Genomic DNA, 25,197 nt, shown 5'->3' on the forward strand with positions numbered 1-25,197 from the left:
TTCCGGATCTGTAGGTCGACGGATTCGCTGTTTGACCGTCAATCTAGGCGTTTCGGGTCAACCATCGACTGGCAGTCGCAGGTGGGCGGCCAGCCGGGCCAGCGCGTAAGGCCACGAGACCCGTTCCTGCTCCAATCGCACGTCGCCTTCAGCGCGCAGTCGCTCCACCGTCCGGGACTCGGCCGGGGTGAGGGTGGCCAGGGTGCCACGGAACGGCTTCGGCTCGGGCACCCAGAGGTCCGCGAAGTTCTCCAGGGTGGCCTCATCCATCAGCACGCTCTCGATCTGTGGCAGGTGTGAGCGGTACCGGTGCAGGATGGCGAATCCCTGCGAGTCCAGATCACCCCAGTAGGTGATCGGCACGCCGGCCAACCACGGCAGCACCGCGGCCGCCGTGTCGAATCCCCGCCCCCAGATGGCCACCACGCCGAGGGCCTCCGGCAGGCACAGCAGCGTCTCCTTGTTCTCCACGATCAGCACCCGCTCCAATGCCCTGCCCAGCGCCCCGTCCAGGGTGACGGCCTCCGCCACGGGTAGCTCGAGGTCCTCCAGCCCGGCCGGTCGCATCGACGGGTCCAGCACCCGCAGCCGGACGCGCGGGTCGGCATCGACCACTCCGAGGTCCACGGCCACGGACGCCAACGCCCCGTGCAGGGCCGTCAGCACGGTCCGATGAGCGGAGAACCACTTGGAGTCCACGCCGCGGATGGGCAGCTGCCGCGGCCGGAGCCCGGCGACCGGATGCCGGGCGAGCCACGCGAGCACACCCAGCATCCGGTCGAACTCCTCGTCCGGTAGTCCGGTGAGACGCTCCGCATGGCGGCGGAGGGCGGCGTTGAGCCTCTCGTGCCGGGGATCGCCGGGATCCCCAGAATCTGCTGGAACCTCAGAGCCACCCGAGTAGCGGGCCAACGGGCCGTGCCCGACGGCGGCCGGGAACTCGGTGCGGATCCGTGCCACCCGCTCGGCGAATCTCACGGCCTCCGCCATCGCCGGGCCACCGGCGAATCCGGCCAGGTCTTCCGGTGACTGCGCCACCAGCCGCACGGGAACCCGTTGGGTGCCGACGCTGCGCCAGGTCCGGTCCTCCCAGTCCAGACTGATGCCCGCCGGCAGGGACCGCCCGGACCAGCCGCGGGCCCAGGCCTCGGCGGCCGCGGGGTCGGTCAGGACCTGGCGCTCGGTCGGCGGGCGCAGGGGCAGGGTCCAGACCGGCGGCGACCACCCGTCCAGGGTCCACCGCCGGTGGGAGGCGAGGAGCCGACGTCGTGCCTCGGAGCGGGCCGCCTCGGGGGCGACCATGGGGACCGCGCTCACGCCGGTCCCCCGGCGCCTCCAGGACCAACGCGGCCCCCGGGCTCCCAGGTGACATCGGCCAGCCGGGTGAGGCGCCGGCTCGAATTCTCCACGGTGGTGATTCCGCCGACGTAGGGCTCGATGGTCTGCAGCAGCTTCTGCGGGGTGGCCAGCACCATCTGGAAGCCGAACTCCACGAACACGTCCATGGCCATCCGGGTGTAGCGCACATCAGCCTTGTCGAAGGCCTCGTCCAGGATCACGGTCCCGTAGGCCGGCAGCGGATCATCCGGGGACGCCAGCTGGTAGCGCAGCGCCGCCGCCAGGCAGAAGATCACAAGCTTCTGCTGCTGGCCGCCGGACATGGCCGCACCCGAGTCGTACGTGGCGTGGGCCGTGCCGTGGACATCGACCTCGTCCGCCAGGAACGTGACGTGCTCGCGGGTGTCCAGGCAGGCCTGACGCCACGTCCGGTCGGCATGCTCGGAGGAGGCGAAGCGGTCCATGATCGCGGCCAGGCGACGGTACCGGGTCTCCGCTGCCACCAGGTCTTCCTCGGACCAGGAATGCTCGGCGACGGCGGCCAGGTCCGCCATGAAGGCCCGCACCGTCTCCGAGCGCCGGGTCTTGACCCGCAGCCGCAGGAAACGGCCCTCGTCGAAGGGCGAGCGGGCGAGGGACGTGTTGATCGGTTCCACCCGGTTCTCGATCTCTCCGGGTGCCGAGCGGATCTCGCTGGAGAGTTCCCCGATCAGGGTGGACGAACGCTCGTGCAGCAGCTGCTGGAACCGGGACTCGTGTTCGGGCAGCCCCTGGCCGATGATCCGGTCCAGGATCTGCAGGTAGGAGCCTCGGTCCTCCACCCCCGGTGTGGCGTCCGCCGCCACGGAGGGCCAGAGCTGGGAGAACTCGGTGGTCAGCATGGTGCAGCGCGTGGCCGCCCGGTCCGAGGCCGACCGCGTGGCGTCCAGCTCCCGGCCGATGTCCCGCAGGACCGTTTGCGTGGTCTCCGGCAGGGACACCCGTGTCAGCTTGCGCCGCACCTTCCGGAAGCGGGTGGCCAGCTCGACGGCGAGCGGCTCGGGCACCGTCTCAGTCCTTGCGCCCAGCGCCAGTAGCTCGTCCCGCTCCGCGCCCAGCCGGGCCTCGTCCGTCTCGGCCCGGTCCAGGTCCAGCCGGGCCTGTTGCGCTGCCGTCTGCGCCTCGTCCTCCTCGGACGCGGCGGCCCGCGCACGGTCGGTGGCCGCCTGCAGGCCGATGTCCCCCTCGGTGAGCTGCCGTAACTGGGCCTCGACCGCCTCGGTTGCCCGGGAGACCGCCCAGTGGTCCACGTCCTTCCAGGGGGTCTCCCGCACGGACTGCAGGGCCGTGCGCCGGTCGCGCTCGTGGTTCGCGGCCCGCTGGGCCTGCTCGACGGCGGCGCTCGCCTCCCGGTGCTCGGCCTCCACCAGGTGCCGGGACTCCAGCAGGGCCTCGAGCTTGGCCGCCGGGTCTCCGAGTACCCAGCGGGAGCGGTCGTCGAGGCGGTGCCGGTCGTTCTTCTCGTAACTGGTCGCCGAGGACTTCACCTGACCGGCGAGGGTGACGGCGCGGAGGTGGTCATCCAGCTCGGCGGCGGTCTCCACGCAGGCGTAGTCGAACCGGGAGGACAGTCGGGACTGGAGCCAGTCGTGGAACTCGCCCGGACGGACGGCTATCTTGTGGACCAGCGATGCCTCCGAGCGGGCCGGGCGGACGGCCTCGGTGATGCCGGTGACCTCCTCGTAGCGCAGCCGCAGACCCAGGTGGTGACCGTCGATCCAGCTCCGGGCCTGGCGCAGGAGCCGGGCCGGGACCAGCAGGGTCAGGGACAGCGGGGATAGGACCCGCTCGATCGCCCCCGTCCACTGCTCCTGGCTGGCCTCCACCTCGAGGAGTTCCGCGGCGAACGGCAGGGCGGAGGTGGGCACCCCGAGCTGCTCCGCCAGCCGTTCCCGGACACCCAGTAGCGGGGCCGGGACCGCGCTGGATCCGCGGCGCAGGGCGGCGATGTCCGCGTCGATTCGGCGCAGCCGGTCCTGGGACTCGAACGCGGCCCGGTTCTGCTCGTGGGTGGGCCCGAGGTCCGCCGCCGGGGCCTTGAGGTCCTTCTCGATCTCGGTGAGGAGCTCGGCGAACTCGCCCGCCGTCGTCGGGGCCGTGCCGATCCCGGCGCGCTCCAGGCGGGACCGCAGCGTGTCCCAACGGTCGCGTACCTCCGTGCGGCGGGCCCGCAGCTCCTCGCGCTGGCGCTGCAGGTCCGTGACACGGGAGCCGCCGACCTGATGCAGGGTCAGCTGCGCGTCCGTGTGCGCCTGGCGTGCCTGCGCATGGACGGCCTCGGCCTGCTCGTGGGCGGCCCGTAGCCCGTGGAGGGATTCGTGCAGCTGGTGGAGCTCGTCCTGGATCAACTCGAGCTGACGGATCCGCTGGTACGGGTGCACGGCATCTTGGAGGTCCCGCAGCCGGTCGGCCTGTGACTGGGCTGCTTCATAGTCGGTGGCCGCGATGCGCAGCCCCTCGAGGTGGTCCCGCTGACGCCGCAGGTCCACCACGCGTTCGTAGGCGGTGCGCAGGGCGCCGAACTCCTCCACGGCCTTCTCAGCCATGGCGAAGGTCGCCGGGCGTTCGAGCATGTGGTGGCGGAAGAGCTGGTCCAGGGAGTCCAGACCCTTGGCGGACTGGGTCCGGTGCAGCAGCTGCAGGGCGGCGGCGTCCCGGATGCCGAACACGGAGCGCAGGCGCGCGTAGAAGGGCCCGTGCGCGGTGTTCGTGGTGACCACGGCGTTCGGCCAGGCCGATTGGACCTTGCGGGTCTGGATGCCCTGGGCCACGAAGGGTTGCAGCTCGGACAGGTCCACGGCCGAGTGCTCCAGCAGACACAGGTCTCGCATATCCGCCCGGGTGGTGGCGGTGCCGCGGAGGAAGAACAGCCGGCACAGGGATACCGTCTTGCCGGTCCCGGACTCGTAGCGCAGGATGATGCCGCTCCATGTGGCCCGGGGACGCAGGTAGGCGGAGACTACCCGGTCCTCGGACTCATCCTGCGTGCGGGTCCAGGCTCCGCGCAGGTAGGACATGAGATTGCGCGTGGGCACCCTCCCGGAGCCGCCCTGGGCGGCCTGGTTGAAGCGTAGCCACTGGTCCGGGGTGAGCACGGCGGCGATCGCGTCCAGGATGGAGGACTTCCCGGAGCCGGAGGGGCCGGTGATGAGGTGCCCCTTCCGGGCCACGGGCAGTCGGTAGATACTGCCGTCCAGGGTGCCCCAGTTGGCCAGCTGCACCTCTGCCAGGCGCCACTGGGCCGAGGAGGCGGCGGTGGCGCCCAGGCCGAAGTCCAGCGTCTGCTGCGCGGTCATGGAGTCTCCTCGGCATCGGGCTCGTTGGTGTCCGGATCGTCCGGTTCGTCGGTGCCGGCCGGGACCAGGGTCCGGTAGAGCTCGGCGAAGGCGCGCGCTTGGTCGTGGTCCACCATCATCTTCAGCACCGGGGAGATCTCCGCCCGGCCGTCGTCCACGGTATGCAGGACGTTGAACTTGTTGAGCATCTTGGTCCAGGAGCTGTTCAGCCGGCGGACCCACGTGGACTCGTCGCCCTGGCGGTAGACGGAGAGCTGCTCGAAGACCTCCGTCTGGCCGGCGATCACCCGCCGCTCGCCGGCGGCCATCAGCAGCTGCTGACGCAACACCAGCAGCATGGCGGTGTCCAGGAAGGTCAGGGCCTCGCTGCGCAGGGCCGCCGGGACCTGGAGTTCCTCCGTGGTCACCTTGCGCGTGAACGCGAACTCCTCGGAATGGTCGATCACCAGTTCCAGGAACAGGTCGTGCAGCCGGGAACGGAGTGCGTCCTCGTCAGCTACCAGGGCCTGCCACAACTGGGGCTTGCGCCGGCCGGAGAGGTAGGGGCCTCTGAGCAGGTCCAGCAGGGCGCGCCGGGACCCCTCGCCCAGCGTGCCGGTGTCCGCGGACCACAGGATCGGGCGGGACGGGTCCGGTGCCGTGGCACCCTCGGCCGTGTCAGGGCCCTCCGCGGTCCCGGAGGCCTCCGCGCCATCGGCGGCCTCGAGGGAGGCTGTGAATTCTGGGAGATTCTCGGTCATCAGGATCTGATCCTTCCGGTGAAGGCGTGGCGCACCACGCGGGCGTGGCGCGGGCGGCCGTCCTCGCCGTCCCAGCTGACCAGGTCGGTGTGGCCGGCATCCACGGTGCCGTGGCGGGCAGCCAGGGAGAGCAGGCCGACCACGCTGGCCACGCCCTGGCTCGCGGGGAAGGCCTCCAGGACCTCCGCCACGGAGACCCCGGCGGACAGCCGCTCGGCGGTGACCCCCGTCAGGACGGCGTGGATATGGTCCTCGAGCTCGGCGAAGTCGATCTCGGTCTGCCGGGCGATGGCCCGCAGCGTCTCCACGTCCACGACCGCCACGGGCGCGTCATCCAGGACCGGGCCAGCATCGTACTCCGAGGGGTCATGGAGGGTCACCTCGCCGACCGAGGCCAACTGCATGCCGGTCATCTCCAAGGCCAGGCCGGAGGGGTGGTAGGGGCGCGTGGAGGCCAGGGCCGGGACAGCCGCGGCGAGGGCGTCCTGCAGCGTCAGGCGCAGCTGCCGGTCCCGCTGGTACTCGAGGGACAGGACGTAGCGGCGCAGCCCGCGGGCAAACTCGGCCAGGGAGTCCTGCACCGTCCGAGAGCCGTCCTTGAGGGTGCGGACGAGCCCGCGCAGCGCGGTGCGGGAGGACGGGGACAGGCTGCGGGCGAAGTCCCGGTCCAGGATGGCGCGCAGGTCCGCCTCGAAGGACTCCGAGATCTCCGGGTCCCGCACCAGCCGGGAGAAGGCCGCGAAGGTCTGGCCCTCATCCGAGGACTCGATCAGGTCCACGCCGCGGAAGACCTCGTCCAGCACGCCGCCGGGCAGGTCATCGCCGGTCAGGATGTTGACCCGCAACTCATGGTTGAGCTCCTCGAAGCGGGCGCGGACGCGGGCGAAGTCGGTGGGAAGGTCCTCGGCCTGAGCCAGGATGTCCCCCACCCGTTCCAGGGCACGGCGGGAATCCAGCACGTCGGTCTCCCCGGACCGGACCCGGCGGATGCGTTCATCCAGGGCATCTCGCTCGGCCTGCAGCGCCTCCAGCCGGGAACCCACGTCCGGGTCCGTGGCGATGGCCAGCTGGTGCAGGGCGCCGGTCAGCGAGACCAGCCGAGACTCGGTGGCGGAGGCCCGCGGCGCGATGAGTTCCCCGATGATCCGCAGTCCGTGGCGGGCCTCGGGGGTGAGTTCATAGGTCTCGGCGCGGGCGTCCGAGGCAGGACGGCGCAGGAGCAGTCCGGCCTGGCGCCAGTCGTCGCAGTAGGCCTTGGCCGTGCGGTCTGAGAGGTCGAGGTGGGTGCGCAGTGAGTCCAGCTCCGCGTCGACGGCCTCATGCAGGTCCTGGGTGGGGATCCTCGCGTTGGGGGCGCCCAGGTGCTCGTCGAGGATCCCGGACAGCACGGGGAGGGTGTCCATCCGGAGCATGCGCAGGGTGGAGTCCTCCCGCAGGAGGCGCTGGACCGTCAGGGCCCGGACGAGCGAGGACATGTGCACAGTCTGTCAGTCGGGGCAGACGCAGTAAGACAGATGAGCTACATGAAACTACTCGAAGCTACTCTAAATTTTTTAGAGTAGCTTCGAGTAGTTTCATGCCAGCGGTGCGAGTATCAATCGACCAGGCGCCACGTTGCCCGCGGATCCTTGGGGGACTTGCCCTCCCAGGCAACCACCCCGGCCTCCCGCAGGGTTTCAAGTACGGTCCGGACCCATGGCCTGGACCGCCCGGACTCTTCCACGATCTCCCCCGTGCCGATGGCACCGCCGTGCTGTCGAAGCATCCGGACCAGGTCGTCGGCTCCGGCGGGCAGCTGGCTCTCCAGCTCCGGATCGAGCCGGGACGTGGCCACCAGTGTCAGGCGAACACTTCCGCCGGTCTGTTCGTACAGCGGGTCGACGAGGCCCAGCCCACGCATCTCCTCGAACATGCGGCGGATTCCCTCGCCGCGCTCCAGAGTGATTCCCAGATCCGAACACACGCGGGCAATGCGTGGATTCCTCGCATACCGGGCGATGTCCAGGGGGTGGGTCGGGTCGGCAAGTCCTGGAAACCGGCCGGGGCTCTCCACCTCGATCCGGTCGGGAAAGATGCTGACACGGATATGGTCACCGGAGAGGCTGTAGGAGCGGTGGACCACGGCATTGACCAGTCCCTCCAGCCACACGTCGTCGGGTAGCAAGGGGATGTCCTCGAACCGGCGGGATGCGCCCAGGGCGCGGCGCTTCGGCAACCACTGCGAGATGCATTCTGCTGCCTGGTCGATGATGGTGGGGATGGGTCCCTCGAAGCGTCGGTCTTTGCCACTCTCGAGAGACTGCCGTGAACCGGTTCCAGGATCCCGTTCGGAGAAGCGCATCACGCGGACCAGAGCCTGGGGTAGGTATTGCTGGGGGGAGTGACCCAGCAGCAGGAGACCTGCCACCGTGAGGTCACCGGTGCGCGTCAGCAGACTGCGCGCCCTGAGCGCCGTCGGGTCGTCTGCGCCAGCGCCGATGGCGTCGCGGTAACGCTGGAGCTGATCTGAATCCAGGTCATGAGTGCTTGCCCCTGGCGCTGCTTCTCCCTCGAACTGCGCTGAGCCTCGGTCATACGCCAACTCACGCCGTTGGTTGAATCCCAGTTTGCGAGTCTCGTCGCCGACCCGGAGGTAGGCATCGCCCTTGCTGGTTTCGTAGACCTGGTCGCCGGGGCGAACGTGTATCAAGAGGACGGAATGGTCATCTCCCACGCTGAGTTCCTCGGTCTCCATGCGGACCGGCGGATTGGTGTGGTCCATGGCCGCGTGGCGTAGGGCACTGTTCCGGGCCGGTGTGAGGAGATGCCCGTCGTACTCGCCATCGTGCACACCGATGGCGGCAGTTCCACCCTCTGCGTTGGCCAAGGCCACCAGTAATGAAGCGAGGTCCTTGGGCGCTACTCGGGCGGACTCCCGGTCGAACCACTGGTCTTCAGGAGTTTCCAGCAGTGCTTTGAGTCTGGCGTCTTCCGGAAGAGAGGCGATGCGACTTGCGGGGGTGCCATGCATGAAGCCACTCTAAACTACTCTAAAAAATTTAGAGTAGCTTCGAGTAGTTTCGAGTGGCACCCGGGAGCCGGAAGGGCGATGGCCTCGCGGGCAAGAGGACACTCGCAACTTCTGCCCGCAAAATGGCATCGGGGGGCGGGTCAGCGGGGGCTCTCCGCCATCAGGTCCATCGCCTGGGCGCGCAGGTCCACCTTGCGGACCTTGCCGGTGACCGTCATGGGGAACTCCTCGATGACCTGCACGTAGCGGGGCACCTTGTAGTGGGCGATCTTCCCGGAGCAGAACTCGCGCAGGGAGGAGGCGGTCGGTTCCGGGGCGCCCTCGCGGACCCGGATCCAGGCCATCAGCTCCTCGCCGTACTTCTCGTCCGGCACCCCGACCACCTGGGCGTCCACGATGTCCGGGTGTGTGTAGAGGAACTCCTCGATCTCGCGCGGGTAGATGTTCTCGCCACCGCGGATCACCATGTCCTTGATCCGGCCGGTGATCTGCACGTAGCCGTCCGCGTCCATCAGGCCGATGTCCCCGGTGTGCATCCAGCCCTCGGCATCGATGGCCTCGGCGGTCTTGTCCGGATCGTTCCAGTAGCCCTTCATCACGGAGTAGCCCAGGGTCTGCAGCTCGCCGGCCTCCCCCCGCGGCAGCACCTCATCGGAGACAGGGTCCACCACGCGGACCTCGAGGTGGGGCCCCGCGCGCCCCACGGTGCCGACGCGCTGGTCCAGGCTGTCCCCCGCGGTGGTCTGGAGGGAGACCGGGGAGGTCTCTGTCATGCCGTAACAGATGGAGACGTCCCGCATGTTCATCTGCTCGATCACCTGGCGCATCACGTGCTCCGGGCAGGGCGAGCCGGCCATGATGCCGGCGCGCAGGGTGGAGAGGTCGTAGGAGGCGAAGTCCTCCAGGCCGAGCTCGGCGATGAACATGGTCGGCACCCCGTACAGGGAGGTGCAGCGCTCGGTGGCCACGGCGTGCAGGCTGGCCGTGGGGTCGAATCCCGGCGCGGGGATGATCATGGCCGCTCCGTGGGTGGTGCACGCCAGGTTGCCCATCACCATGCCGAAGCAGTGGTAGAAGGGCACGGGGATGCAGACCCGGTCGGCCTCGGTGTACTGCACGCGCTCGCCGACGAAGAAGCCGTTGTTGAGGATGTTCCGGTGGGAGAGGGTGGCGCCCTTGGGGAAGCCCGTGGTGCCGGAGGTGTACTGGATGTTGATCGGGTCGTCCGGGGTCAGGTGCGCGGCGATCCGCTCCAGGCGGACCGGGTCCGCGTCCGTGGCGGCCAATCGGTTCCAGTCCTCGCCGCCGATGATCACCACGTCCCGCAGCTCCGGGCAGTGGGGCCCGACCTGGGCCAGCATCGCCTCGTAGTCCGAGGTCTTGAACGAGCTCGCCGCCACCACGGTGCGGATCCCGGACTGGTTGAGCACGTACTGCAGCTCCTCCGTCCGGTAGGCCGGATTGATGTTCACCAGGATCGCGCCCACCCGCGCGGTGGCGTACTGGGTCAGTGTCCATTCGGGCAGGTTCGGTGCCCAGATCCCCACCCGGTCACCCGTCTTGATGCCCATTCCCAGCAGTCCGGTGGCCACGCGGTCGACGTCGGTCGCGAACTCCGCGTACGTCCAGCGCCGGCCGCTCGGCACGTCCACCAGCGCTTCGCGCTCGCCGACGGCGGCGACGGTCCGGGCCAGGTTCGCGCCGATGGTCTCCTCCAGGAGGGGAGTGCTGGTCTCGCCGCGGTCAAGGGAGAGCTGGGTGGTCATGGGACTCCTGTCAGCGGGTGTGATCGGGATCACGGGAATCGGTCGATGCCGACTCTAGTTACTGATCGCTAACCGGTCTAGGCCCAACCTTGTCGGGGCCCTGACTGCCGTGGAAGTCTGGCGTCATGCCTGACGCAACGCCGCAACTGCCCGCCGCAGCCGTACCGAGCCTGGGCCCGGTGGACCAGGTCCGCGTCCTCACGCGGGTGCTGCTCGGTCCGGTCCTCAAGGGGCCGATCGTCCGGAGGCCGACGGCGGTGGGCCTGGCTGAGCGGATCGACGCGGATGCCGCCGGCGTGGCCGAGATGCAGCGCCTGCGGTCCCGCCACGGTGCCGGGCCGGTGCAGTTGCGCCTTCCCGGCCGGAGGATCGCGCTGCTCCTGGACCCGGAGGACGTGCACCGGGTCCTCAACGGCAGTCCGGAGCCGTTCTCGCCCGCCACGCTGGAGAAGCGGGGGGCGCTGAACCACTTCGAGCCGGGGAACGCGCTGGTCTCCTCTCCGCAGCAACGGCTGTCCCGCCGCCCGTTCAACGAGCGGGTCCTGGAGACGGAGCGTCCCGTCCACGGCCATGCCGAGCAGATGAGCGCCGTCATCACCGAGGAGGTGGAGGCCCTGCTGGGCCACGCGGACTTCACCGGCACCCTGGACTGGCACGGTTTCGCGGTGATGTGGGGGCGGATGGTCCGGCGCATCGTGCTGGGGGAGAGCGCCCGCGATGATGTGCAGGTCTCCGATGACCTCCGCCGGTTGCGGGAGCGCGGCAATCTCTCCTACCTCATGCCCCAGAACCGCCGGCTGCGGGAGCGGTTCCTCGGGCGGCTGCAGGAGTACGTGGACGGGGCGGAGCCGGGGAGCCTGGCCGCGATGGTCGCGCGGACCCCGGCGACGGCGGAGGCTCACCCGGTCCAGCAGATCCCGCAGTGGTTGTTCGCCTTCGACGCCGAGGCCTGGGCCACGTTCCGGGCCCTCTCCCTCCTGGTGGCCCATCCCGGTGCCGCGGATGAGGCCCGGCGGGACATGTCCCAGGTGCCGGACCTGCCCTACCTGCGGGCCACCGTGTTGGAGTCGCTGCGGCTGTGGCCGACGACGCCGCTGATCCTCCGGGACACCACCACCGAGACGCGCTGGCGCAATGGGCTCCTTCCAGCCGGAACCGCCCTAGTGATCTTCGCGCCGTTCTTCCACCGCGATGACGCCACCCTGCCGGAGGCGCACCGATTCAGTCCCGACCTGTGGATGCGGGACCGGGATGACGACGACTGGCCGCTGGTGCCGTTCAGCGGCGGACCGGGCATGTGCCCGGGACGCAACGTGGTGTTGCTGACCTCGTCCCTGGTGTTGGGCGAGCTGCTGAGCCGTCGCGAGCTGACGGCGGGAAAACCGCTGGACACCGGCCACCTGCCCGGTACCCTCAGCCCGTTCTCTTCCACCTTCACGGTTCGCAGCCGCTGAGCGGGCCGGTGCCGGGAACCGCTCCCGGCACCGGCCGGCGTCGGGATCAGAGGTTGACGGTGGTGTTCTCACCGGGGTGAGCGGGCTCCTTGCTCACCATGCCCTTGATGACCTCCACTGCGGTGGCCGGCAGGCCCGGGGAATCCCAGTACTCGCCCGTGTCCGGGTCCACCTTGAGCAGGACGATGTCCGAGTCCTCTGGCTGGGACTCGCCGAAGAACGCCTCCGTGGTCTTGGACCAGTACCGCTTCTTGCGTTCGATGTCCCTGACCACGGTGGCGGTGCCGCTGATCGAGGCCCAGAAGCCCTTCTCCGCCACGGTCACGTTGACCGGCTGATCAGCGTTCGCCTCCTCGACTTTCGGGGTGGTGATGCGGGTGATGAACCAGATCGTGTGGTCCTCTTCGATCTCCTGGATGGCCATCGGCCGGCTGACGATCCGCCCAGCGGCATCAGTGGTGGCCAGCATGGCCACGCCCGCCTTCTCGGTCTTCTCCAACAGGGTCTTCACGGGATCGTGCTCAGCCATGGTTCCTCCTCAGTTGCGGGGATCCGCCTGGTCGTCAGACCGTCGGATCGGTAGAGCCAGTCCAACATAAAGGGCGCCAGGGACAACAGGGGTGTGGACTGGCCGGACCGCATGCACGGGAAGCTCCCAGCGGGAAACCGTTTCCAGCTCCCGGGGTGAGCCGTACGGTGGGGCCTATGACTTCCGAACCCCTGTCGCCGCTGCAGCTGTCCCTTCCCGCCGGTGATGGCCGCCGCGTCCTGGTCACCGGAGCCACCGGGTATGTGGGCGGCCGGTTGATCCCGGAGCTGCTGGCCTCCGGCTTCACGGTGCGGGCCACGGCTCGGAATGTGGAGAACCTGACCCAGCGGCCGTGGGCCGGGTCGGTGGAGACGGCCCAGGCGGACCTCCAGGACGGTGATCAAGTGCGGGCGGCGATGCACGACGTGCACACGGTGCTGTACCTGGTGCACTCCATGGGCTCTGGCCCGGACTTCATCGAGCGTGAGGCGGCGATGGCGCGCACCGTCGCGCAGGCGGCCACCGAGGCCGGCGTCCGCCAGATCGTCTTCCTGGGAGGGCTGCACCCGGACAAGCCGCTGGAGGAACTCTCGGACCACATGCGCTCCCGCGAACAGGTCTCCCGGATCCTGCTGGCCGGCGAGGTCCCCACGCTGGTGTTCGAGGCGGGGGTGATCATCGGCTCGGGTTCGGTGTCCTTCGAGATGATCCGCCACCTGGCCGAACGGCTGCCGGTGATGCCCGGACCCAGCTGGCTTTCCAACAGCATCGAGCCGATTGCCATCCGGGATGTGCTCTACTACCTGGCCCACGCCTGCGCGCTCCACGAACCCGTCAACCGGACCTTCGACGTCGGCTGCGGGCGGGCGCAGTCCTTTGCGACCATGCTGACGGAGTATGCGGACGTGGCCGGGCTCTCTCCCCGCAAGGTCTATGCCCTGCCGATCCCGGCCCAGCGGCTCTCCGGGTTCTGGATCGGCGTCGTCACCCCGATCCCGCGGGCGATCGCCATGCCGCTGTCCGCCTCGATGGCGGAGGACGCCGTGAGCGAGGAGCATGACATCGCTGCCTTGATCCCCGACCCTCCGGCAGGCCTGACGGGCTTCCGTGAGGCCTGCCGACGGGCGATCGAGCGTCAGCGCACGGGAACCGTGGACCAGACCTGGGATGACGATGTCCTGGCCACGATGGCGCTCGATCCGGCCGAACCGCTGCCCTCGGACCCGGACTGGGCGGGGAACACGGTCTTCACGGACGTCCGGGAGCGCGACGGCGACGCCTCACCCGAGGCGGTATGGCAGGTGGTGGAGTCCATCGGCGGTCAGAACGGCTGGTACTCCGCACCGGTGCTGTGGCGGATCCGCGGGCTGATGGACCAGGTGATGGGCGGCTACGGGCTGGCTCGGGGCCGGAGGGACGCCCGCCGGTTGCGCGTCAACGACCACGTCGACTGGTGGCGCGTGGAGAAGATCGAGCCCGGTCGCTCGGTCACGCTGCGGGCCGAGATGCGGGCCGGCGGCCGGGCCTGGCTGCAGTTCAGCGTGGAGGGGCGCGACGGCGGCGGGTCACGTCTGCGCCAGCGTGCGGTGTTCTTCCCCTCCGGACTGGCGGGCCGGGCCTACTGGCGGGCCATCCAGCCGTTCCACGCCCTCGTCTTCCCGACGATGGCCAAGAACATCATGGCCGCGGCCGCTCCCCAGTCCAGCGGGGAGCAGCCCGGCGATCAGTGACGGCTTGGCGGAGTCCGGGGCAAGGAGCGAACCGAGGCGTCGTCTCTGGTCTCCGGGTCGAAGCAGTCGGCCATCGAGTCCAGGAAATCCGTCACGACCTGGCGGGACTCCTCGGGGACGCCGTGGGCGATCTCCAGCATCCGTTGGTGCATGTCCGTCAGCCACTCACGGATCTCCGCATGGGCATGGTCGGTGGCCGTCACGATCACCGAGCGCCGGTCGACGGGATGCGGATGGCGTTGGACATGGCCGGACTCGGTGAGGCGGTTGAGCAGTTTGGCGGTGGATGCCGTCGAGATGTCCAGGTGGGTCGCCAGGCCTCTGGCCGTCACCGCTTCCCCCGCGGCCTGGTGGGCGATGATGTGGCGCAGCGCCTCGACGTCCGTGGCATTGAGTTCCATGTCAGCACTCATGCGCCGCCGCATCCGCTGATCGGCTCGCCGGAAGCGGCGCAGGGCGTGGAGCAGGCCGACGGTGGGATCGGAGTCCTCGTACCAATAGGGTGTTGAGGAGACGCCGCGTCCCGGTGGATTGTCCATGGTGGTCAATGCTAATGTCGTGGTCACTAGACAGGCTAGCTAGATTGTCGAGTGAAATCTGTGATCGCATGAGGGAGAAGCCAGTGAGCACCGTTCCGGAAGACCACGTGGTGCTCGTGGACGAACACCGCAACGCCCGCGGCCTGGCTCCCCGGGCCACGGTCCACACCACGGACACCCCTCTGCATCTGGCGTTCTCCTGCTACGTCTTCCGGCCGAACGGCGACCTGCTCCTCACCCGCCGTTCCCTCGCGAAGGTGGCCTGGCCCGGGGTCTGGACCAATTCGTTCTGTGGCCACCCGAGGCTCGACGAGTCGTTTGAGCAGACCATCGACCGGTATGCCGCCCATGAGCTCGGCCTGCAGGTCACGTGGCTCCACTGTGCCCTTCCGGACTTCCGCTACCGGGCCGTGGATGCCTCCGGGATCGTCGAGAACGAGATCTGCCCCGTCTACGTGGCGACGGCCCTCGGCGAACCCGTGCCGAACCCGGACGAGGTCATGGACTATCGGTGGGTCCCGGCGGGCGAGGTCGACGCCCTCGTCCGGGCCGCGCCCTGGGCCGTGAGCCCCTGGATGGCCGAACAACTCCCCGGCGTGCTCGCCTACCGGACGCATCCGGCCGCGACCGAGGGGGAGAAGGCATGAAGGACACCCCCGACGGGGTCACGGAGGAGCTCAACCGGCTGTTGTCCTCCGGACTGGACCGCTCCGCCCGGCTGGGACAGGACCACCGCGATCTCTGGGAGGCCCTCTCCCTGGCCTCCGGCGGCGGCAAGAGGTTCCGGCCGGGGCTCACGGTCGCCACGCACGACGCCCTCGGTGGAACCTCGGCCGCGTCCGTGGCCCGCGTGGGCGCCGCCCTGGAACTGCTGCACACGGCCTTCGTGGTGCATGACGACGTGATCGACGGCGACGATGTGCGCCGCGGGCGCCCCAATGTCTCCGGAACCTTTGCCGCCGCCGCGCGGACCGAGGGCGCGGATCAGCCCACAGCCCGTCACTACGGTGAGGCCGCCGGGATCCTGGCCGGCGATCTTGCCCTGGTCTCCGCGGTCAGGCTGGTCGCCCGATGCCCGGCGCCGGCTCCCGTGGTGGACGAGCTGCTGGACCTGCTCGAGGACACCGTGCACGCCACCGCGACCGGTGAGCTGGCGGACGTGCGGCTCGGTCTGCACCTGAGCGGGCGCCCGGTCACCCTGGAGGAGGCCCTGCGGGTGGCCGAACAGAAGACCGCCGTCTACTCCTTCCAGCTCCCGCTCCAGGCCGGGGCCATCCTCGCGGGCGCTCCCGAGGACGTGACCGCTGCCCTGGCCCGTCTGGGCCGGCTGGTGGGCATCGGCTTCCAGCTGCTGGATGATCTGCTCGGGGTGTTCGGCAACGAGACCCGCACCGGCAAGAGCGCCCTGACCGATCTGCGGGAGGGAAAGCACACCGCCTTGCTGGCCCACGCGCGGACCACCGAGGCCTGGTCCGACCTGCGCGGCCTGATCGGGGATCCGGGCCTGGACCACCACGACGCGGGCCGTGCGCGTGCCCTGCTCGAGGACTGCGGCGCCCGGGCCACCGTCCAGGAGCTGGCCGACCGCCATCTCGAGGAGGCACTCGCCGCCGCAGCGCAGGAGCCGATTCCGGCCGCGCTGGCGAGAGTCCTCACCGATCTGGTCGGCGACATCCGGGACACCGCCGTCCTGGCCCTCGATGATCCACGGTCCGGCCGGAGCACGGACGCGCCGACCGCACCGAGTCCAGAACCCGTGCGGTTCGCTGACGCCTCCCGGGCGGGGGTCCGATGAACGCACCGACCGCCGCCAGCCGCTACGACCGGGTGGCCCAGGCCAGTGCCGCCGAGGTGATCAGCGGGTACTCGACATCCTTCGGCTGGGCCTCCCGGCTGCTCGCCGAGCCCGTCCGTTCCGATGTGCGCAGCATCTACGCCCTGGTGCGGGTGGCCGATGAGATCGTGGACGATCCGGACCCGGTCCTCACGCCGGCCCTGCGCGCCGTTCAACTGGACGGACTGGAAGTCGAGACCATGAAGGCCCTGGAATGCGCTCGCAGCACCAATCTGGTGGTGCACGCATTCGCGAACGTGGCCCGGCGGAGCGGCATCGGCACCGGGCTCGTGCAGCCGTTCTTCGCCTCCATGCGAGCGGACCTGAGCCAGAGTTCCCATGACAGCCAGAGCCTGTCCGAGTACGTCTACGGTTCGGCGGAAGTGGTGGGGCTGATGTGCCTGAAGGTCTTCACCGCCGGGGACCCCGGGTCCTTCGAACGCCTCGCCCCGGCCGCCCGTAGCCTCGGTGCGGCCTTTCAGAAGGTGAACTTCCTCCGCGATCTCGCTGACGATCATGACCTGTTGGGCCGCACCTACTTCCCGGGACTCGACCCGGCGACCTTCAGCGACGCCCACCGCGATGCGCTGCTGGATGACATCGATGCGGACCTGGCCGTGGCCGCCACGGCCATCCCTCGCTTGCCGTCCAGCAGCCGGCGCGCGGTCCAGGCCGCCCACGGACTGTTCGCCGCCCTGTCCCGGCGCCTGCGGCAGACCCCGGCCGCGCAGATCCGCCAGGCGCGGGTGCGCGTCCCGGATACCGAGAAGGCCCTCATCCTGCTCCGGGCCCTGACGGGACGAGCCGCATGAGCGCCGGACACCTCCCCCGAACGACGGCGGCGCCCGCCTCCGGCCCCGTGGCGCCCCCTCCGGACGGCGAGACGGTCGTGGTGATCGGCGGCGGCATCGCCGGGCTCGCCTCCGCCGCCCTGCTGGCCCGCGAGGGCTACACCGTGGACCTCGTCGAAGCCCGGGAGTCCTTCGGTGGCCGTGCCGGCAGCTGGGAGCACGAGGGCTTCCGGTTCGACACGGGGCCGTCCTGGTATCTGATGCCGGACGTCTTCGACCACTTCTTCCGGCTCCTCGGCACCACCGCCGAGGCAGAGCTCGACCTGCGCCAGCTCGATCCCGCCTACCGGGTCTTCTTCGAGGGGAGCGAAGAATCCGGGGGCTCCGAGGGTGATGAGGGTGGCCGGCCCGAACCCCTCGACATCGCCGCGGACCGGGACGCCAACATCGCCCGGTTCGAGACGGTCCAACCGGGGGCCGGCCGGGCCCTGGCGCGCTACCTCGACTCGGCGCAGCGCACCTACGACATGGCCATCGAGCGTTTCCTGTACACCTCCTTCACCTCCATCCGGCCGTTCCTGTCCCGGGGCGTGGCCGGTCAGGCCCACCGGCTCGGCCCGCTGCTGCTGCAGTCTTTGGAGCGGTTCGTGGCCCGCCGCTTCACGGATCCGCGGATCCGTCAGGTCCTGGGCTACCCGGCGGTCTTCCTGGGGTCCTCGCCGGACCGCACTCCCGGGATGTACCACCTGATGAGCGCCCTGGACCTGACCGGAGGGGTGCTGTACCCGCAGGGCGGCTTCGGCCACCTCATGGACGTCATGGTCCGGCTGGCCCGCGAGTCCGGCGTGCGACTGCATGCCGGCACCGCCGCCACGGCCATCCTGACGGAGTCTGACCGCCGTGACCGACGAGACCATCCTGAGTCTCGCGGTTCACGCGATTCCGGCGGTTCTCGTCGCGGCCGCCGCCTGCCGGCCCGCGCCACCGGCGTCCGGGTCCGCGGACGGGACGGGGAGGAGCGGGAGCTGCCGGCCGGCGTCGTGGTCTCCGCCGCGGACTTGCACCACACCGAGACGACCCTGCTGCCGCGCCCACTGCAGACGTTCCCCGAACAATGGTGGCGCCGGCGCACCAGCGGGCCGGGCGGTGTCCTGGTGATGCTGGGGGTGCGCGGTACGCTGCCGGAGATGCCGCATCACAGCCTGTTCTTCACGCGTGACTGGAAGGCCAACTTCTCCGCGATCGCCGCCGGGACCGTGCCGGATCCCGCGTCCGTGTACGTGTGCAAGCCCTCGGCCACGGACCCGGGGGTGGCCCCGGAGGGGCACGAGAACCTCTTCGTGCTGATCCCGATGCCCGCCGATCCGGGCCTGGGCCGGGGCGGGGTGGACGGCAACGGTGATCCGCTGATCGAGTCGATCGCGGACGCCGCCCTCGAGCAGGTGGCCCGCTGGGCCGGCATCCCGGACCTGGCCGAACGGACCGTGGTCCGCCGCACCGTGGGACCCACCGACTTCGCCGAGGATCTGGGCGCCTGGCGCGGAGGCATCCTGGGGCCCGCCCACACGCTGGCCCAGAGCGCCTTCTTCCGGGCCGGCAATGTCTCCCGGCGCGTGGAGGGGCTCTACTACGCCGGCTCCAGCACCATCCCCGGCATCGGCCTGCCGATGTGCCTGATCAGTGCCGAGATCCTGGTCAAGCGTTTGCGCGGGGACCACTCCGCCGGCCCGCTGCCGGAACCGGAATCGCCCCCCGCGAAGCGTGCTGCGCCGTGGTCTGCTGCCGAACCGCCCGGCGCCCCGCTGACCACCCCGGGGCGGCCATGACGGCGTTCCTCTACCTCGCTGCCCTGCTCATTTCGACCGCCTGCATGGCGCTGCTCGACCACCGCTTCCGGCTCGTGCTCTGGCGTGCGCCGCGGGCCGGGGTGATCACCGTGGCGATCGGTATCGCGTTCTTCCTCGCCTGGGACCTGGCCGCCATCGCCTCCGGGCACTATGCCGCCGGCCAGAGCGAGGGGATGACGGGCATCATGCTCGCCCCCGAGCTGCCGCTGGAGGAGATCGCCTTCATCACCTTCCTCTCCTACCTCACCCTGGTGCTGCGCGGGCTGATCGTCCTCGTCCTGCACCGGGCCAGTCGTGGCGCATCCACCGGAACCCGAGCGCCCGACGCCGGCCGCCAGGTACCGCGCCCGGCCGCCGGTCGGGAGGTGACGAAGTGAGCTACCTTGCGCTCGCCGGGCTCTTCCTGCTGCTCGCGGTGGCCGTGGCCGCCTACGCCTCCTGGCGGTGCGGACTGGGGCGGCGGTGGTGGGCCGCCACCGCACTGACCATCGCCGTGCTCGTGGTGCTGACCGTGGTGTTCGACAACCTGATGATCGCCGCCGACCTCTTCCGGTACAACGAGGAGTTGCTCACCGGCTGGCGGGTGGGACTGGCCCCGGTCGAGGACCTGGTCTGGCCAGTGGCAGCGGGACTGCTGCTGCCCGCGGTCAGCGCCCTGCTGTCCGGGGCCATGCGGAACGGGTCGAGCCGGGTCGAGCCGGGACGGAATGACGCCGGTCGGCATGAGGCGGGACGGGAGGTGGACGCATGACGACGGTCAGCGCCACCGCCCCCGAGGCGGCCCGCCAGCTGCTCGGATCCTCCCGCCCGATCAGCTGGGTCAACACCGCCTACCCCTTCGCCGCGGCGTACCTGATGGCCGGCGGCGGCTCCACTGTGGAGCTGATCGTGGGCATCCTCTTCTTCCTCTTCCCCTACAACCTGCTGATGTACGGGATCAACGACGTGTTCGACTATGAGTCCGACCTGCGCAACCCGCGCAAGGGCGGGGTGGAGGGCATCGTCCTCTCCGATCGATGGCACCGCTTGACCCTGTGGTCCGCCGGACTGCTCTCGCTGCCCTTCGTGGTGTTCCTGCTGGCAGCCGGCACCCTCGTGTCCGGCGTGGTGCTCGCGGTGGTGCTGGCCGCCGTCGTGGGATATTCGGCCCCGCGGATCCGGCTGAAGGAACGGCCACTGCTGGACTCCATGACCTCGTCCACGCACTTCGTGGGCCCCGCGGTTTTCGGGCTGGCGCTGGCCGAGGCCCCGCCGACCCTGGCCGTGGTGGCCTCCATGGTCGCGTTCTTCTTCTGGGGCATGGCCTCGCAGGCCTTCGGTGCGGCGCAGGATGTCACCGCGGACCGTGAGGCCGGCATCGGCTCCATCGCCACGGCGCTGGGAGCCCGCGGAGCCGTCCGCACCGCGATGGTCCTCTACGCCGCCGCCGGACTCGTGATGCTGCTGGCCGGGTGGCCCGGTGCCCTGGCCGGGGTGCTGGTGCTGCCGTACCTCGTCAGCATCCTGCCGTTCCGCTCCCTGCCGGATGAGCGGTGCGAGGAGGCGAACCGGGGCTGGCGGCGGTTCCTCTGGCTCAACATGGTGACCGGGTTCCTCGTGACCTTGCTGCTGATCTGGATCGCCCGTGGCGGCTGAGGCGAACGCCAGCCGCGCGGCGCGGTTGTGGCAGGAGGCCGTGAGGACGCTGCGGGTGGACGGACCCCTGCCCGTGCGCTTGATCGCCGACGCTGCCGCCCTGCTCACGCTCCTCAGCCTGGTCCTGGGACTGTGGGACAGCGGGGTGGCCGTGGCCCTCTACTCCCTGGTGCTCATGGGCCAGACCGTGGTCCGCCTGGCACCGCTACGGGCATCCGTCCAAGCCGGAACCGCCGTCATCCTGCTGGCTGCCGCCTGGGCGGCCCTGCTGGACGCGTACCAGCTGATCCCGTGGCTCGACCTCGTCATGCACGTGGTGGCCACCGGCCTCCTGGCCGCCATCGGTACCGCCGCGCTGCTGCGTAGCGGCTGGCTGCAGACGGGTCCCTCAGCCGGCCGCGTTGGCCAGACCCTGCTCACCGCCGGATTGGGCGCCCTGCTGGCCGTGCTCTGGGAGGTGGGCGAGTGGTTCGGCCACACCCTGCTCGATCCCGCCATCCAAGTCGGCTACGAAGACACGATGGGTGACCTGGCCGCCGGGGTGCTCGGCGCGCTGCTGGCCGGGCTGTTGCTGGACCGGCTCGTGAAGGACGGGCCGTGGCCCTGAGTTCCGAGACGCACGGTTCAGTGCCAGTACCAGCACCAGCTCCGAAGCGGGAGTTGGTGAGTGTGGTGATCCCCGCCCGAGACGACGCCGTCCTGCTGGACCGGTGCCTGCGCGCCCTGGCGCAGCAGACCGTGGCGCCGGCCGAGGTGATCGTGGTGGACAACGCCTCCGAGGACACCACAGCGGCTGTGGCCGCGTCCCACGGGGCGCGCGTGCTGGTGGAACCGACGGTCGGCATCTGGGCCGCGGCCGCCACCGGTTACGACGCCGCCGAAGCCCCGGTCATCGCCCGCCTCGACGCCGACTCGCTGCCCCGCCCAGACTGGGTCGAGCAGATCACCGAGGCCATGGCGCAGCGCCCGGAGGCCGCCGCAGTCACCGGCTGGGGTCGTTTCGTGGACCTGCCCCGGCTGATCGGCATCCCTGCGGCTGCGGTGTACCTGGGGGCCTACTACGCCCTCGGTTACGCGGCGACCGCCCGGGCGCCGCTGTGGGGCTCGAACATGGCCATCCGTCGGTCGGTCTGGCGGGAGGTGCGAGGCCGGGTGCACCGCACGGAGCGGGAAGTGCATGACGACATGGACCTGGCCCTCGCGTTGGGGCCTCACCACATCGTGGCCACCGTGCCCCGCATCGTGGTGGGGGTCTCGGCCCGCTCACTGCGCGGGATGGCCCAGCTCGGCCGCCGTTTCCACCGCGCCCTGCGCACCCTGTCCCTCAATTGGTCTCGGGTGCCCCCGTGGAAACGGTGGGCCCTGCGGTTCGGGTGGGGTGTTCGCCATGCGCCCCACTGACGGTTCTGAGTGCACGCACTGGCTGTTGCCCGTCAACCCCGCCGCCCACGCTGAACATCTGCCTGCAGATTGGCGGACGAGGCACGACGCGACGGGTGTCTGGGAAGCGATCGGCCGGACCCAGGCGATCGACCGGTGGTGTCTGAGCAGTGGCTTCCGCACGATGCGGCCCGGCGGATTAGCCCCAATACCGTTCGATCAGATCACGATCGCCTCTTCCGACTGGCGATCCGCTGGTGGATCATGTGCCGGTCTGGATCATGGCGACTTCCAGAGATCGTAGAAGTGGTGGACGGGTCCGGGGCCCTGGCCGATCTCGAGGGAGTCCGCGGCCCGCAGGGCCCCGGTCAGCCAAGACTTTGCCCGGTCTACCGTCTGCGGCCATGACGCGCAGCGCGGTACCAGGGCGGCCATGGCCGAGGACAGCGAGCAGCCGGTGCCGTGGGTATTGGCCGTCGGCACCCGCGGCCCGGTGAACAGGTGCTCTCCGTCGGCGTCGAGCCACAGGTCGGTGGCATGCCCACCAGCCAGATGCCCGCCCTTCAGGAGCACCCGCCGGGCGCCGATGTCGAGCAGGGCCTGGGCCTGGGTGCGCATGCCTTCCATGTCGGTGGCCTCTGCCTGGTCGAGCAGGACCGCGGCCTCGGGGATGTTGGGGGTGATGACAGAGCTGTAGGGCAACATCTCGCGGATGGCAGCCACGGCGTCGTCGGCCAGGAGGCGCGAGCCGCTGGTGGAGACCATCACCGGGTCCAGCACCACGGCCGGACCCTGTCCTTCGGCCAGCTCGCGCAGGAAGTCCGCCACGGTGCGCACGGTCGGGGCGCCGGCGAGCATCCCGATCTTGATGGCGTCCACGGGTATGTCCGCCAGAAGGGTGTCGAGCTGGGCGCGGACGAACTCCGGGGGGACGGCGTGCACGCCGGTCACGCCCTGGGTGGACTGGGCAGTCAGCGCGGTGATCACGGCGGTGCCATAGACTCCCAGCGCCGAGAACGTCTTGAGATCGGCCTGGATGCCAGCCCCGCCGGAAGGGTCCGAGCCGGCGATCGTCAGGGCGACCGGTGGTCTGCTCACGAGTTCACTGCCCCCCCACCCAGTTCTGCCGGCGTGGGTCGGACCTCTGCCGGGCCGGTATCAGAAGGTACGGAGTCTTCAGGCACGGACATCCGCGGTGTTCCTCTCGCTTGCATTCGGTGGACCTGTGGACTTCGTGGCGTCGGGCTGGCTCAGTAGGCAGGTTTCTCCGGTTCGACCTGCGCCACCCAGGCCAGTACCCCGCCCTCGAGGTGGCGGAGGTTCTCCTCCCGCCCTGCGAAGTACGGGCGCAGCGTGGCCAGGGCGGTGGCGGAGCGGGTCCCGGCCTTGCAGTGCAGCACGAGGTCGGCGCCGCGGGTCTCCGCTGGCAGTGCGGCCTCTCGGCGGTCGAGCAGCTCCTGCAGCGGAACGGGCCGTGCGCCCGGTATGCTCACCAGCTCGCGTTCCCAGTCCTCGCGGACATCCACCAGGGTGAAGGCAGCCTCCCCGCGATTCCGGCGCTCGAGCAGGTCCGCCAGCTCGGGGGCGGTCAGCGTCTCGTGCGGGGCGACCGCGGCATCGCCCGGTACGGCGCAGTTGGGGTCAAGGTCGTTCACAGCTGTGACCGGGACCGCGTCTGGGTCCGGGTCCAGACGGAGTTCCCGCCAGGTCATCTCCAGGGCGTCGTGCACCAGGACCCGTCCGACCAGGGGATCCCCGATGCCGGTGATGAGCTTGATGGCCTCGGTGGCCATGATGGAGCCGATCGTGGCCGGAAGCACCCCCACCACCCCGCCCTCAGCGCAGCTGGGCACCTTCCCGGGCGGTGGAGCCTCGGGGTAGAGGTCCCGGTAGGTGGGTCCGTGCCCGGCCCAGAAGACGCTGACCTGCCCCTGGAAGCGCAGGATCGAGCCCCACACGCACGGTCGGCCGGTCAACGTCGCGGCGTCGCTGACCAGGTACCGGGTGGTGAAGTTGTCCGCGCCGTCCAGTACCAGGTCGTACTGGCCCACCAGGTCCACGGCATTGTCCGCGGTGAGTCGGACCGCGTGGGTCCGCACCTCCACCAGGGGGTTGAGCCGGGCCACCGCGTCGGCGGCGGAGTCCGTCTTGGGCCGACCGAGGTCGGCAACCGTGTGGATTACTTGGCGTTGCAGGTTGGAGACCGCCACCACGTCGTCGTCGACGATCGCCAGGGTTCCGACCCCGGCGGCGGCCAGATACTGCAGGGCCGGGGCGCCCAGACCGCCGGCCCCGATGACCAGGACCCGGGCGTTCTTGAGTCGCCGCTGTCCGATGGCCCCGACCTGGGGAAGGGACAGGTGGCGGGCATAGCGCCCGATCTCCTCCAGGGTCAGCTCGGGGCCGGGTTCCACGAGCGGGGGCAGCGAGCTCATCGGCCCTCCCGGACGGGTGCCCAGTCTCCGCGCGGCACGTCCTCCGGGTCGTCGGTGTCGACCAATCCGGTCATGGGTGAGGAGGCCACGGCGTGGCGGCGCGCGGGGATGCGACCGGCACCAGCGGCCAGCCGTCCGGCGGCCACGGCGTGGCGCATGGCAGTGGCCATGGCCACGGGATCCTGGGCCCGGGTCACCGCGCTGGCCAGCAGCACGGCGTCGCAGCCCAGTTCCATGGCCAGGGCGGCCTCGGAGGCGGTGCCGATGCCCGCGTCGAGGACCACGGGCACGTCGGCGCGGGAGGTGATGAGCTCGATGTTGTGCGGGTTGAGGATGCCGAGCCCGGTGCCGATGGGTGCGCCCAAGGGCATGACGGCGGCGGCGCCGAGGTCCTCCAGGCGGTGGGCGACGGCCGGGTCGTCGGAGGTGTAGGCGAAGACCTTGAAGCCGCGGGCCACCAGCTGCTCGGTGGCGTCCAGCAGTTCGACGACGTCGGGCAGCAGCGTGTCCTCGTCGGCGATGACTTCGAGTTTGACCCAGTCGGTCTCCAGCGCCTCCCGGCCCAATTCGGCGGTCAATAGGGCGTCGCGGGCGGTGTAGCAGCCGGCGGTGTTGGGCAGGATCCGGATGCCGTTGCGCTCGAGCAGGGAGAACAGCGTGTCCCCCTGGCCGGGGGCGTAGCGGCGCAGGGCCACGGTGGTCAACTCGGTCCCGGAGGCGAGAAGGGCCTGCTCCAGGGTGTGCAGGGAGCTCAGACCCCCGGTGCCCATGATCAGTCGGGAGGAGAACTCCGCACCGTCGAGGAGCAGCGGGTCCGGGTGCGGCGTGGTCATG

Annotated in this window: 22 protein-coding genes; 11 read left to right on the forward strand and 11 right to left on the reverse strand. The window is 70.3% G+C overall.

The annotated features are described in order from the left end of the window. Positions 1–57 precede the first annotated feature (57 nt). The 6 genes from AB0333_RS09540 to AB0333_RS09565 form a co-directional block, all read right to left on the reverse strand. Positions 58–1,317, reverse strand: a complete 1,260-nt coding sequence (locus tag AB0333_RS09540; RefSeq protein ID WP_366218457.1) for a Wadjet anti-phage system protein JetD domain-containing protein — start codon at positions 1,315–1,317, stop codon at positions 58–60. Then, on the reverse strand, positions 1,314–4,673 hold the full coding sequence (locus AB0333_RS09545) for an SbcC/MukB-like Walker B domain-containing protein (RefSeq protein WP_366218458.1): 3,360 nt from the start codon (positions 4,671–4,673) through the stop codon (positions 1,314–1,316). Before AB0333_RS09545 ends, AB0333_RS09540 begins: the two co-directional genes overlap by 4 nt. Then, entirely contained in the window at positions 4,670–5,413 is a 744-nt protein-coding gene (locus tag AB0333_RS09550; protein ID WP_366218459.1) for a DUF4194 domain-containing protein, read from the reverse strand. Before AB0333_RS09550 ends, AB0333_RS09545 begins: the two co-directional genes overlap by 4 nt. Further along, positions 5,413–6,888, reverse strand: coding sequence for a DUF3375 domain-containing protein (locus AB0333_RS09555; protein WP_366218460.1), 1,476 nt, complete (start codon positions 6,886–6,888; stop codon positions 5,413–5,415). The genes AB0333_RS09550 and AB0333_RS09555 overlap by 1 nt, the downstream gene beginning before the upstream one ends. 119 nt (positions 6,889–7,007) lie before the next feature. After that, positions 7,008–8,423 (reverse strand): ATP-binding protein, encoded by a 1,416-nt coding sequence (locus AB0333_RS09560; protein ID WP_366218461.1) that lies wholly within the window; start codon positions 8,421–8,423, stop codon positions 7,008–7,010. A 140-nt stretch (positions 8,424–8,563) separates the two neighbouring features. Beyond that, positions 8,564–10,189 (reverse strand): AMP-binding protein, encoded by a 1,626-nt coding sequence (locus AB0333_RS09565; protein WP_366218462.1) that lies wholly within the window; start codon positions 10,187–10,189, stop codon positions 8,564–8,566. Between the two features lie 125 nt (positions 10,190–10,314). Between AB0333_RS09565 and AB0333_RS09570 the strand changes: the two genes are divergently transcribed. After that, complete coding sequence (locus tag AB0333_RS09570) at positions 10,315–11,643, forward strand: cytochrome P450 (protein WP_366218463.1); 1,329 nt, start codon at positions 10,315–10,317, stop codon at positions 11,641–11,643. A gap of 46 nt (positions 11,644–11,689) precedes the next feature. On the opposite strand, the gene AB0333_RS09575 is transcribed toward AB0333_RS09570, so the two are convergent. Next, on the reverse strand, positions 11,690–12,172 hold the full coding sequence (locus AB0333_RS09575; RefSeq protein WP_366218464.1) for a pyridoxamine 5'-phosphate oxidase family protein: 483 nt from the start codon (positions 12,170–12,172) through the stop codon (positions 11,690–11,692). A 176-nt stretch (positions 12,173–12,348) separates the two neighbouring features. Between AB0333_RS09575 and AB0333_RS09580 the strand changes: the two genes are divergently transcribed. Then, positions 12,349–13,902 (forward strand): SDR family oxidoreductase, encoded by a 1,554-nt coding sequence (locus AB0333_RS09580; RefSeq protein WP_366218465.1) that lies wholly within the window; start codon positions 12,349–12,351, stop codon positions 13,900–13,902. Here the strand turns inward: AB0333_RS09580 and AB0333_RS09585 are convergent. Then, positions 13,896–14,441, reverse strand: coding sequence for a MarR family winged helix-turn-helix transcriptional regulator (locus AB0333_RS09585; RefSeq protein WP_366218466.1), 546 nt, complete (start codon positions 14,439–14,441; stop codon positions 13,896–13,898). The two genes, AB0333_RS09580 and AB0333_RS09585, sit on opposite strands and share 7 nt — an antisense overlap. 83 nt (positions 14,442–14,524) lie before the next feature. On the opposite strand from AB0333_RS09585, the gene idi reads away from it, so the two are divergent. The 9 genes from idi to AB0333_RS09630 all read left to right on the forward strand — a co-directional run bounded on the left by idi (position 14,525) and on the right by AB0333_RS09630 (position 21,949). Continuing rightward, positions 14,525–15,088: an isopentenyl-diphosphate Delta-isomerase gene (gene idi, locus AB0333_RS09590; RefSeq protein ID WP_366218467.1), complete on the forward strand. Its 564-nt coding sequence runs from the start codon at positions 14,525–14,527 to the stop codon at positions 15,086–15,088. Then, on the forward strand, positions 15,085–16,236 hold the full coding sequence (locus AB0333_RS09595) for a polyprenyl synthetase family protein (RefSeq protein ID WP_366218468.1): 1,152 nt from the start codon (positions 15,085–15,087) through the stop codon (positions 16,234–16,236). The genes idi and AB0333_RS09595 overlap by 4 nt, the downstream gene beginning before the upstream one ends. Then, positions 16,233–17,087 (forward strand): squalene/phytoene synthase family protein, encoded by an 855-nt coding sequence (locus tag AB0333_RS09600; protein ID WP_366218469.1) that lies wholly within the window; start codon positions 16,233–16,235, stop codon positions 17,085–17,087. The genes AB0333_RS09595 and AB0333_RS09600 overlap by 4 nt, the downstream gene beginning before the upstream one ends. Continuing rightward, positions 17,084–18,892: a phytoene desaturase family protein gene (gene crtI, locus AB0333_RS09605; RefSeq protein ID WP_366218471.1), complete on the forward strand. Its 1,809-nt coding sequence runs from the start codon at positions 17,084–17,086 to the stop codon at positions 18,890–18,892. Before AB0333_RS09600 ends, crtI begins: the two co-directional genes overlap by 4 nt. Beyond that, on the forward strand, positions 18,889–19,290 hold the full coding sequence (locus tag AB0333_RS09610; RefSeq protein ID WP_366218472.1) for a lycopene cyclase domain-containing protein: 402 nt from the start codon (positions 18,889–18,891) through the stop codon (positions 19,288–19,290). Before crtI ends, AB0333_RS09610 begins: the two co-directional genes overlap by 4 nt. Further along, positions 19,287–19,664, forward strand: a complete 378-nt coding sequence (locus AB0333_RS09615) for a lycopene cyclase domain-containing protein (RefSeq protein ID WP_366218473.1) — start codon at positions 19,287–19,289, stop codon at positions 19,662–19,664. The genes AB0333_RS09610 and AB0333_RS09615 overlap by 4 nt, the downstream gene beginning before the upstream one ends. Further along, positions 19,661–20,548, forward strand: a complete 888-nt coding sequence (locus AB0333_RS09620; protein ID WP_366218474.1) for a prenyltransferase — start codon at positions 19,661–19,663, stop codon at positions 20,546–20,548. The genes AB0333_RS09615 and AB0333_RS09620 overlap by 4 nt, the downstream gene beginning before the upstream one ends. Further along, the gene (locus AB0333_RS09625; RefSeq protein WP_366218475.1) at positions 20,538–21,155 is read left to right on the forward strand and encodes a hypothetical protein; all 618 of its coding nucleotides are present in this window, start codon (positions 20,538–20,540) and stop codon (positions 21,153–21,155) included. Before AB0333_RS09620 ends, AB0333_RS09625 begins: the two co-directional genes overlap by 11 nt. 65 nt (positions 21,156–21,220) lie before the next feature. Then, entirely contained in the window at positions 21,221–21,949 is a 729-nt protein-coding gene (locus AB0333_RS09630) for a glycosyltransferase family 2 protein (RefSeq protein WP_366218476.1), read from the forward strand. Between the two features lie 258 nt (positions 21,950–22,207). On the opposite strand, the gene thiD is transcribed toward AB0333_RS09630, so the two are convergent. From thiD to AB0333_RS09645, 3 genes are all read right to left on the reverse strand, one after another. Continuing rightward, positions 22,208–23,026, reverse strand: coding sequence for a bifunctional hydroxymethylpyrimidine kinase/phosphomethylpyrimidine kinase (thiD, locus tag AB0333_RS09635; protein WP_366218477.1), 819 nt, complete (start codon positions 23,024–23,026; stop codon positions 22,208–22,210). 152 nt (positions 23,027–23,178) lie between these two features. Further along, positions 23,179–24,363, reverse strand: a complete 1,185-nt coding sequence (moeB, locus tag AB0333_RS09640; protein ID WP_366218478.1) for a molybdopterin-synthase adenylyltransferase MoeB — start codon at positions 24,361–24,363, stop codon at positions 23,179–23,181. Further along, on the reverse strand, positions 24,360–25,196 hold the full coding sequence (locus AB0333_RS09645; protein WP_115932245.1) for a thiazole synthase: 837 nt from the start codon (positions 25,194–25,196) through the stop codon (positions 24,360–24,362). Before AB0333_RS09645 ends, moeB begins: the two co-directional genes overlap by 4 nt. Between the last annotated feature and the right edge of the window lies 1 nt (position 25,197).

Source organism: Citricoccus sp. NPDC079358, from assembly GCF_040702545.1.
Taxonomy (GTDB): domain Bacteria; phylum Actinomycetota; class Actinomycetes; order Actinomycetales; family Micrococcaceae; genus Citricoccus.

Excerpts from the sequence above, each read along its gene's own strand:
- AB0333_RS09575 (WP_366218464.1), bottom strand. The coding sequence starts at position 12,172 with ATGGCTGAGCACGATCCCGTGAAGACCCTGTTGGAGAAGACCGAGAAG.
- AB0333_RS09560 (WP_366218461.1), bottom strand. The coding sequence starts at position 8,423 with ATGCATGGCACCCCCGCAAGTCGCATCGCCTCTCTTCCGGAAGACGCC.
- AB0333_RS09570 (WP_366218463.1), top strand. The coding sequence starts at position 10,315 with ATGCCTGACGCAACGCCGCAACTGCCCGCCGCAGCCGTACCGAGCCTG.
- AB0333_RS09595 (WP_366218468.1), top strand. The coding sequence starts at position 15,085 with ATGAAGGACACCCCCGACGGGGTCACGGAGGAGCTCAACCGGCTGTTG.
- AB0333_RS09555 (WP_366218460.1), bottom strand. The coding sequence starts at position 6,888 with ATGTCCTCGCTCGTCCGGGCCCTGACGGTCCAGCGCCTCCTGCGGGAG.
- AB0333_RS09550 (WP_366218459.1), bottom strand. The coding sequence starts at position 5,413 with ATGACCGAGAATCTCCCAGAATTCACAGCCTCCCTCGAGGCCGCCGAT.
- moeB (WP_366218478.1), bottom strand. The coding sequence starts at position 24,363 with ATGAGCTCGCTGCCCCCGCTCGTGGAACCCGGCCCCGAGCTGACCCTG.
- AB0333_RS09565 (WP_366218462.1), bottom strand. The coding sequence starts at position 10,189 with ATGACCACCCAGCTCTCCCTTGACCGCGGCGAGACCAGCACTCCCCTC.
- AB0333_RS09620 (WP_366218474.1), top strand. The coding sequence starts at position 19,661 with ATGACGACGGTCAGCGCCACCGCCCCCGAGGCGGCCCGCCAGCTGCTC.
- AB0333_RS09580 (WP_366218465.1), top strand. The coding sequence starts at position 12,349 with ATGACTTCCGAACCCCTGTCGCCGCTGCAGCTGTCCCTTCCCGCCGGT.
- AB0333_RS09645 (WP_115932245.1), bottom strand. The coding sequence starts at position 25,196 with ATGACCACGCCGCACCCGGACCCGCTGCTCCTCGACGGTGCGGAGTTC.
- AB0333_RS09610 (WP_366218472.1), top strand. The coding sequence starts at position 18,889 with ATGACGGCGTTCCTCTACCTCGCTGCCCTGCTCATTTCGACCGCCTGC.
- crtI (WP_366218471.1), top strand. The coding sequence starts at position 17,084 with ATGAGCGCCGGACACCTCCCCCGAACGACGGCGGCGCCCGCCTCCGGC.
- AB0333_RS09600 (WP_366218469.1), top strand. The coding sequence starts at position 16,233 with ATGAACGCACCGACCGCCGCCAGCCGCTACGACCGGGTGGCCCAGGCC.
- AB0333_RS09545 (WP_366218458.1), bottom strand. The coding sequence starts at position 4,673 with ATGACCGCGCAGCAGACGCTGGACTTCGGCCTGGGCGCCACCGCCGCC.
- AB0333_RS09585 (WP_366218466.1), bottom strand. The coding sequence starts at position 14,441 with ATGGACAATCCACCGGGACGCGGCGTCTCCTCAACACCCTATTGGTAC.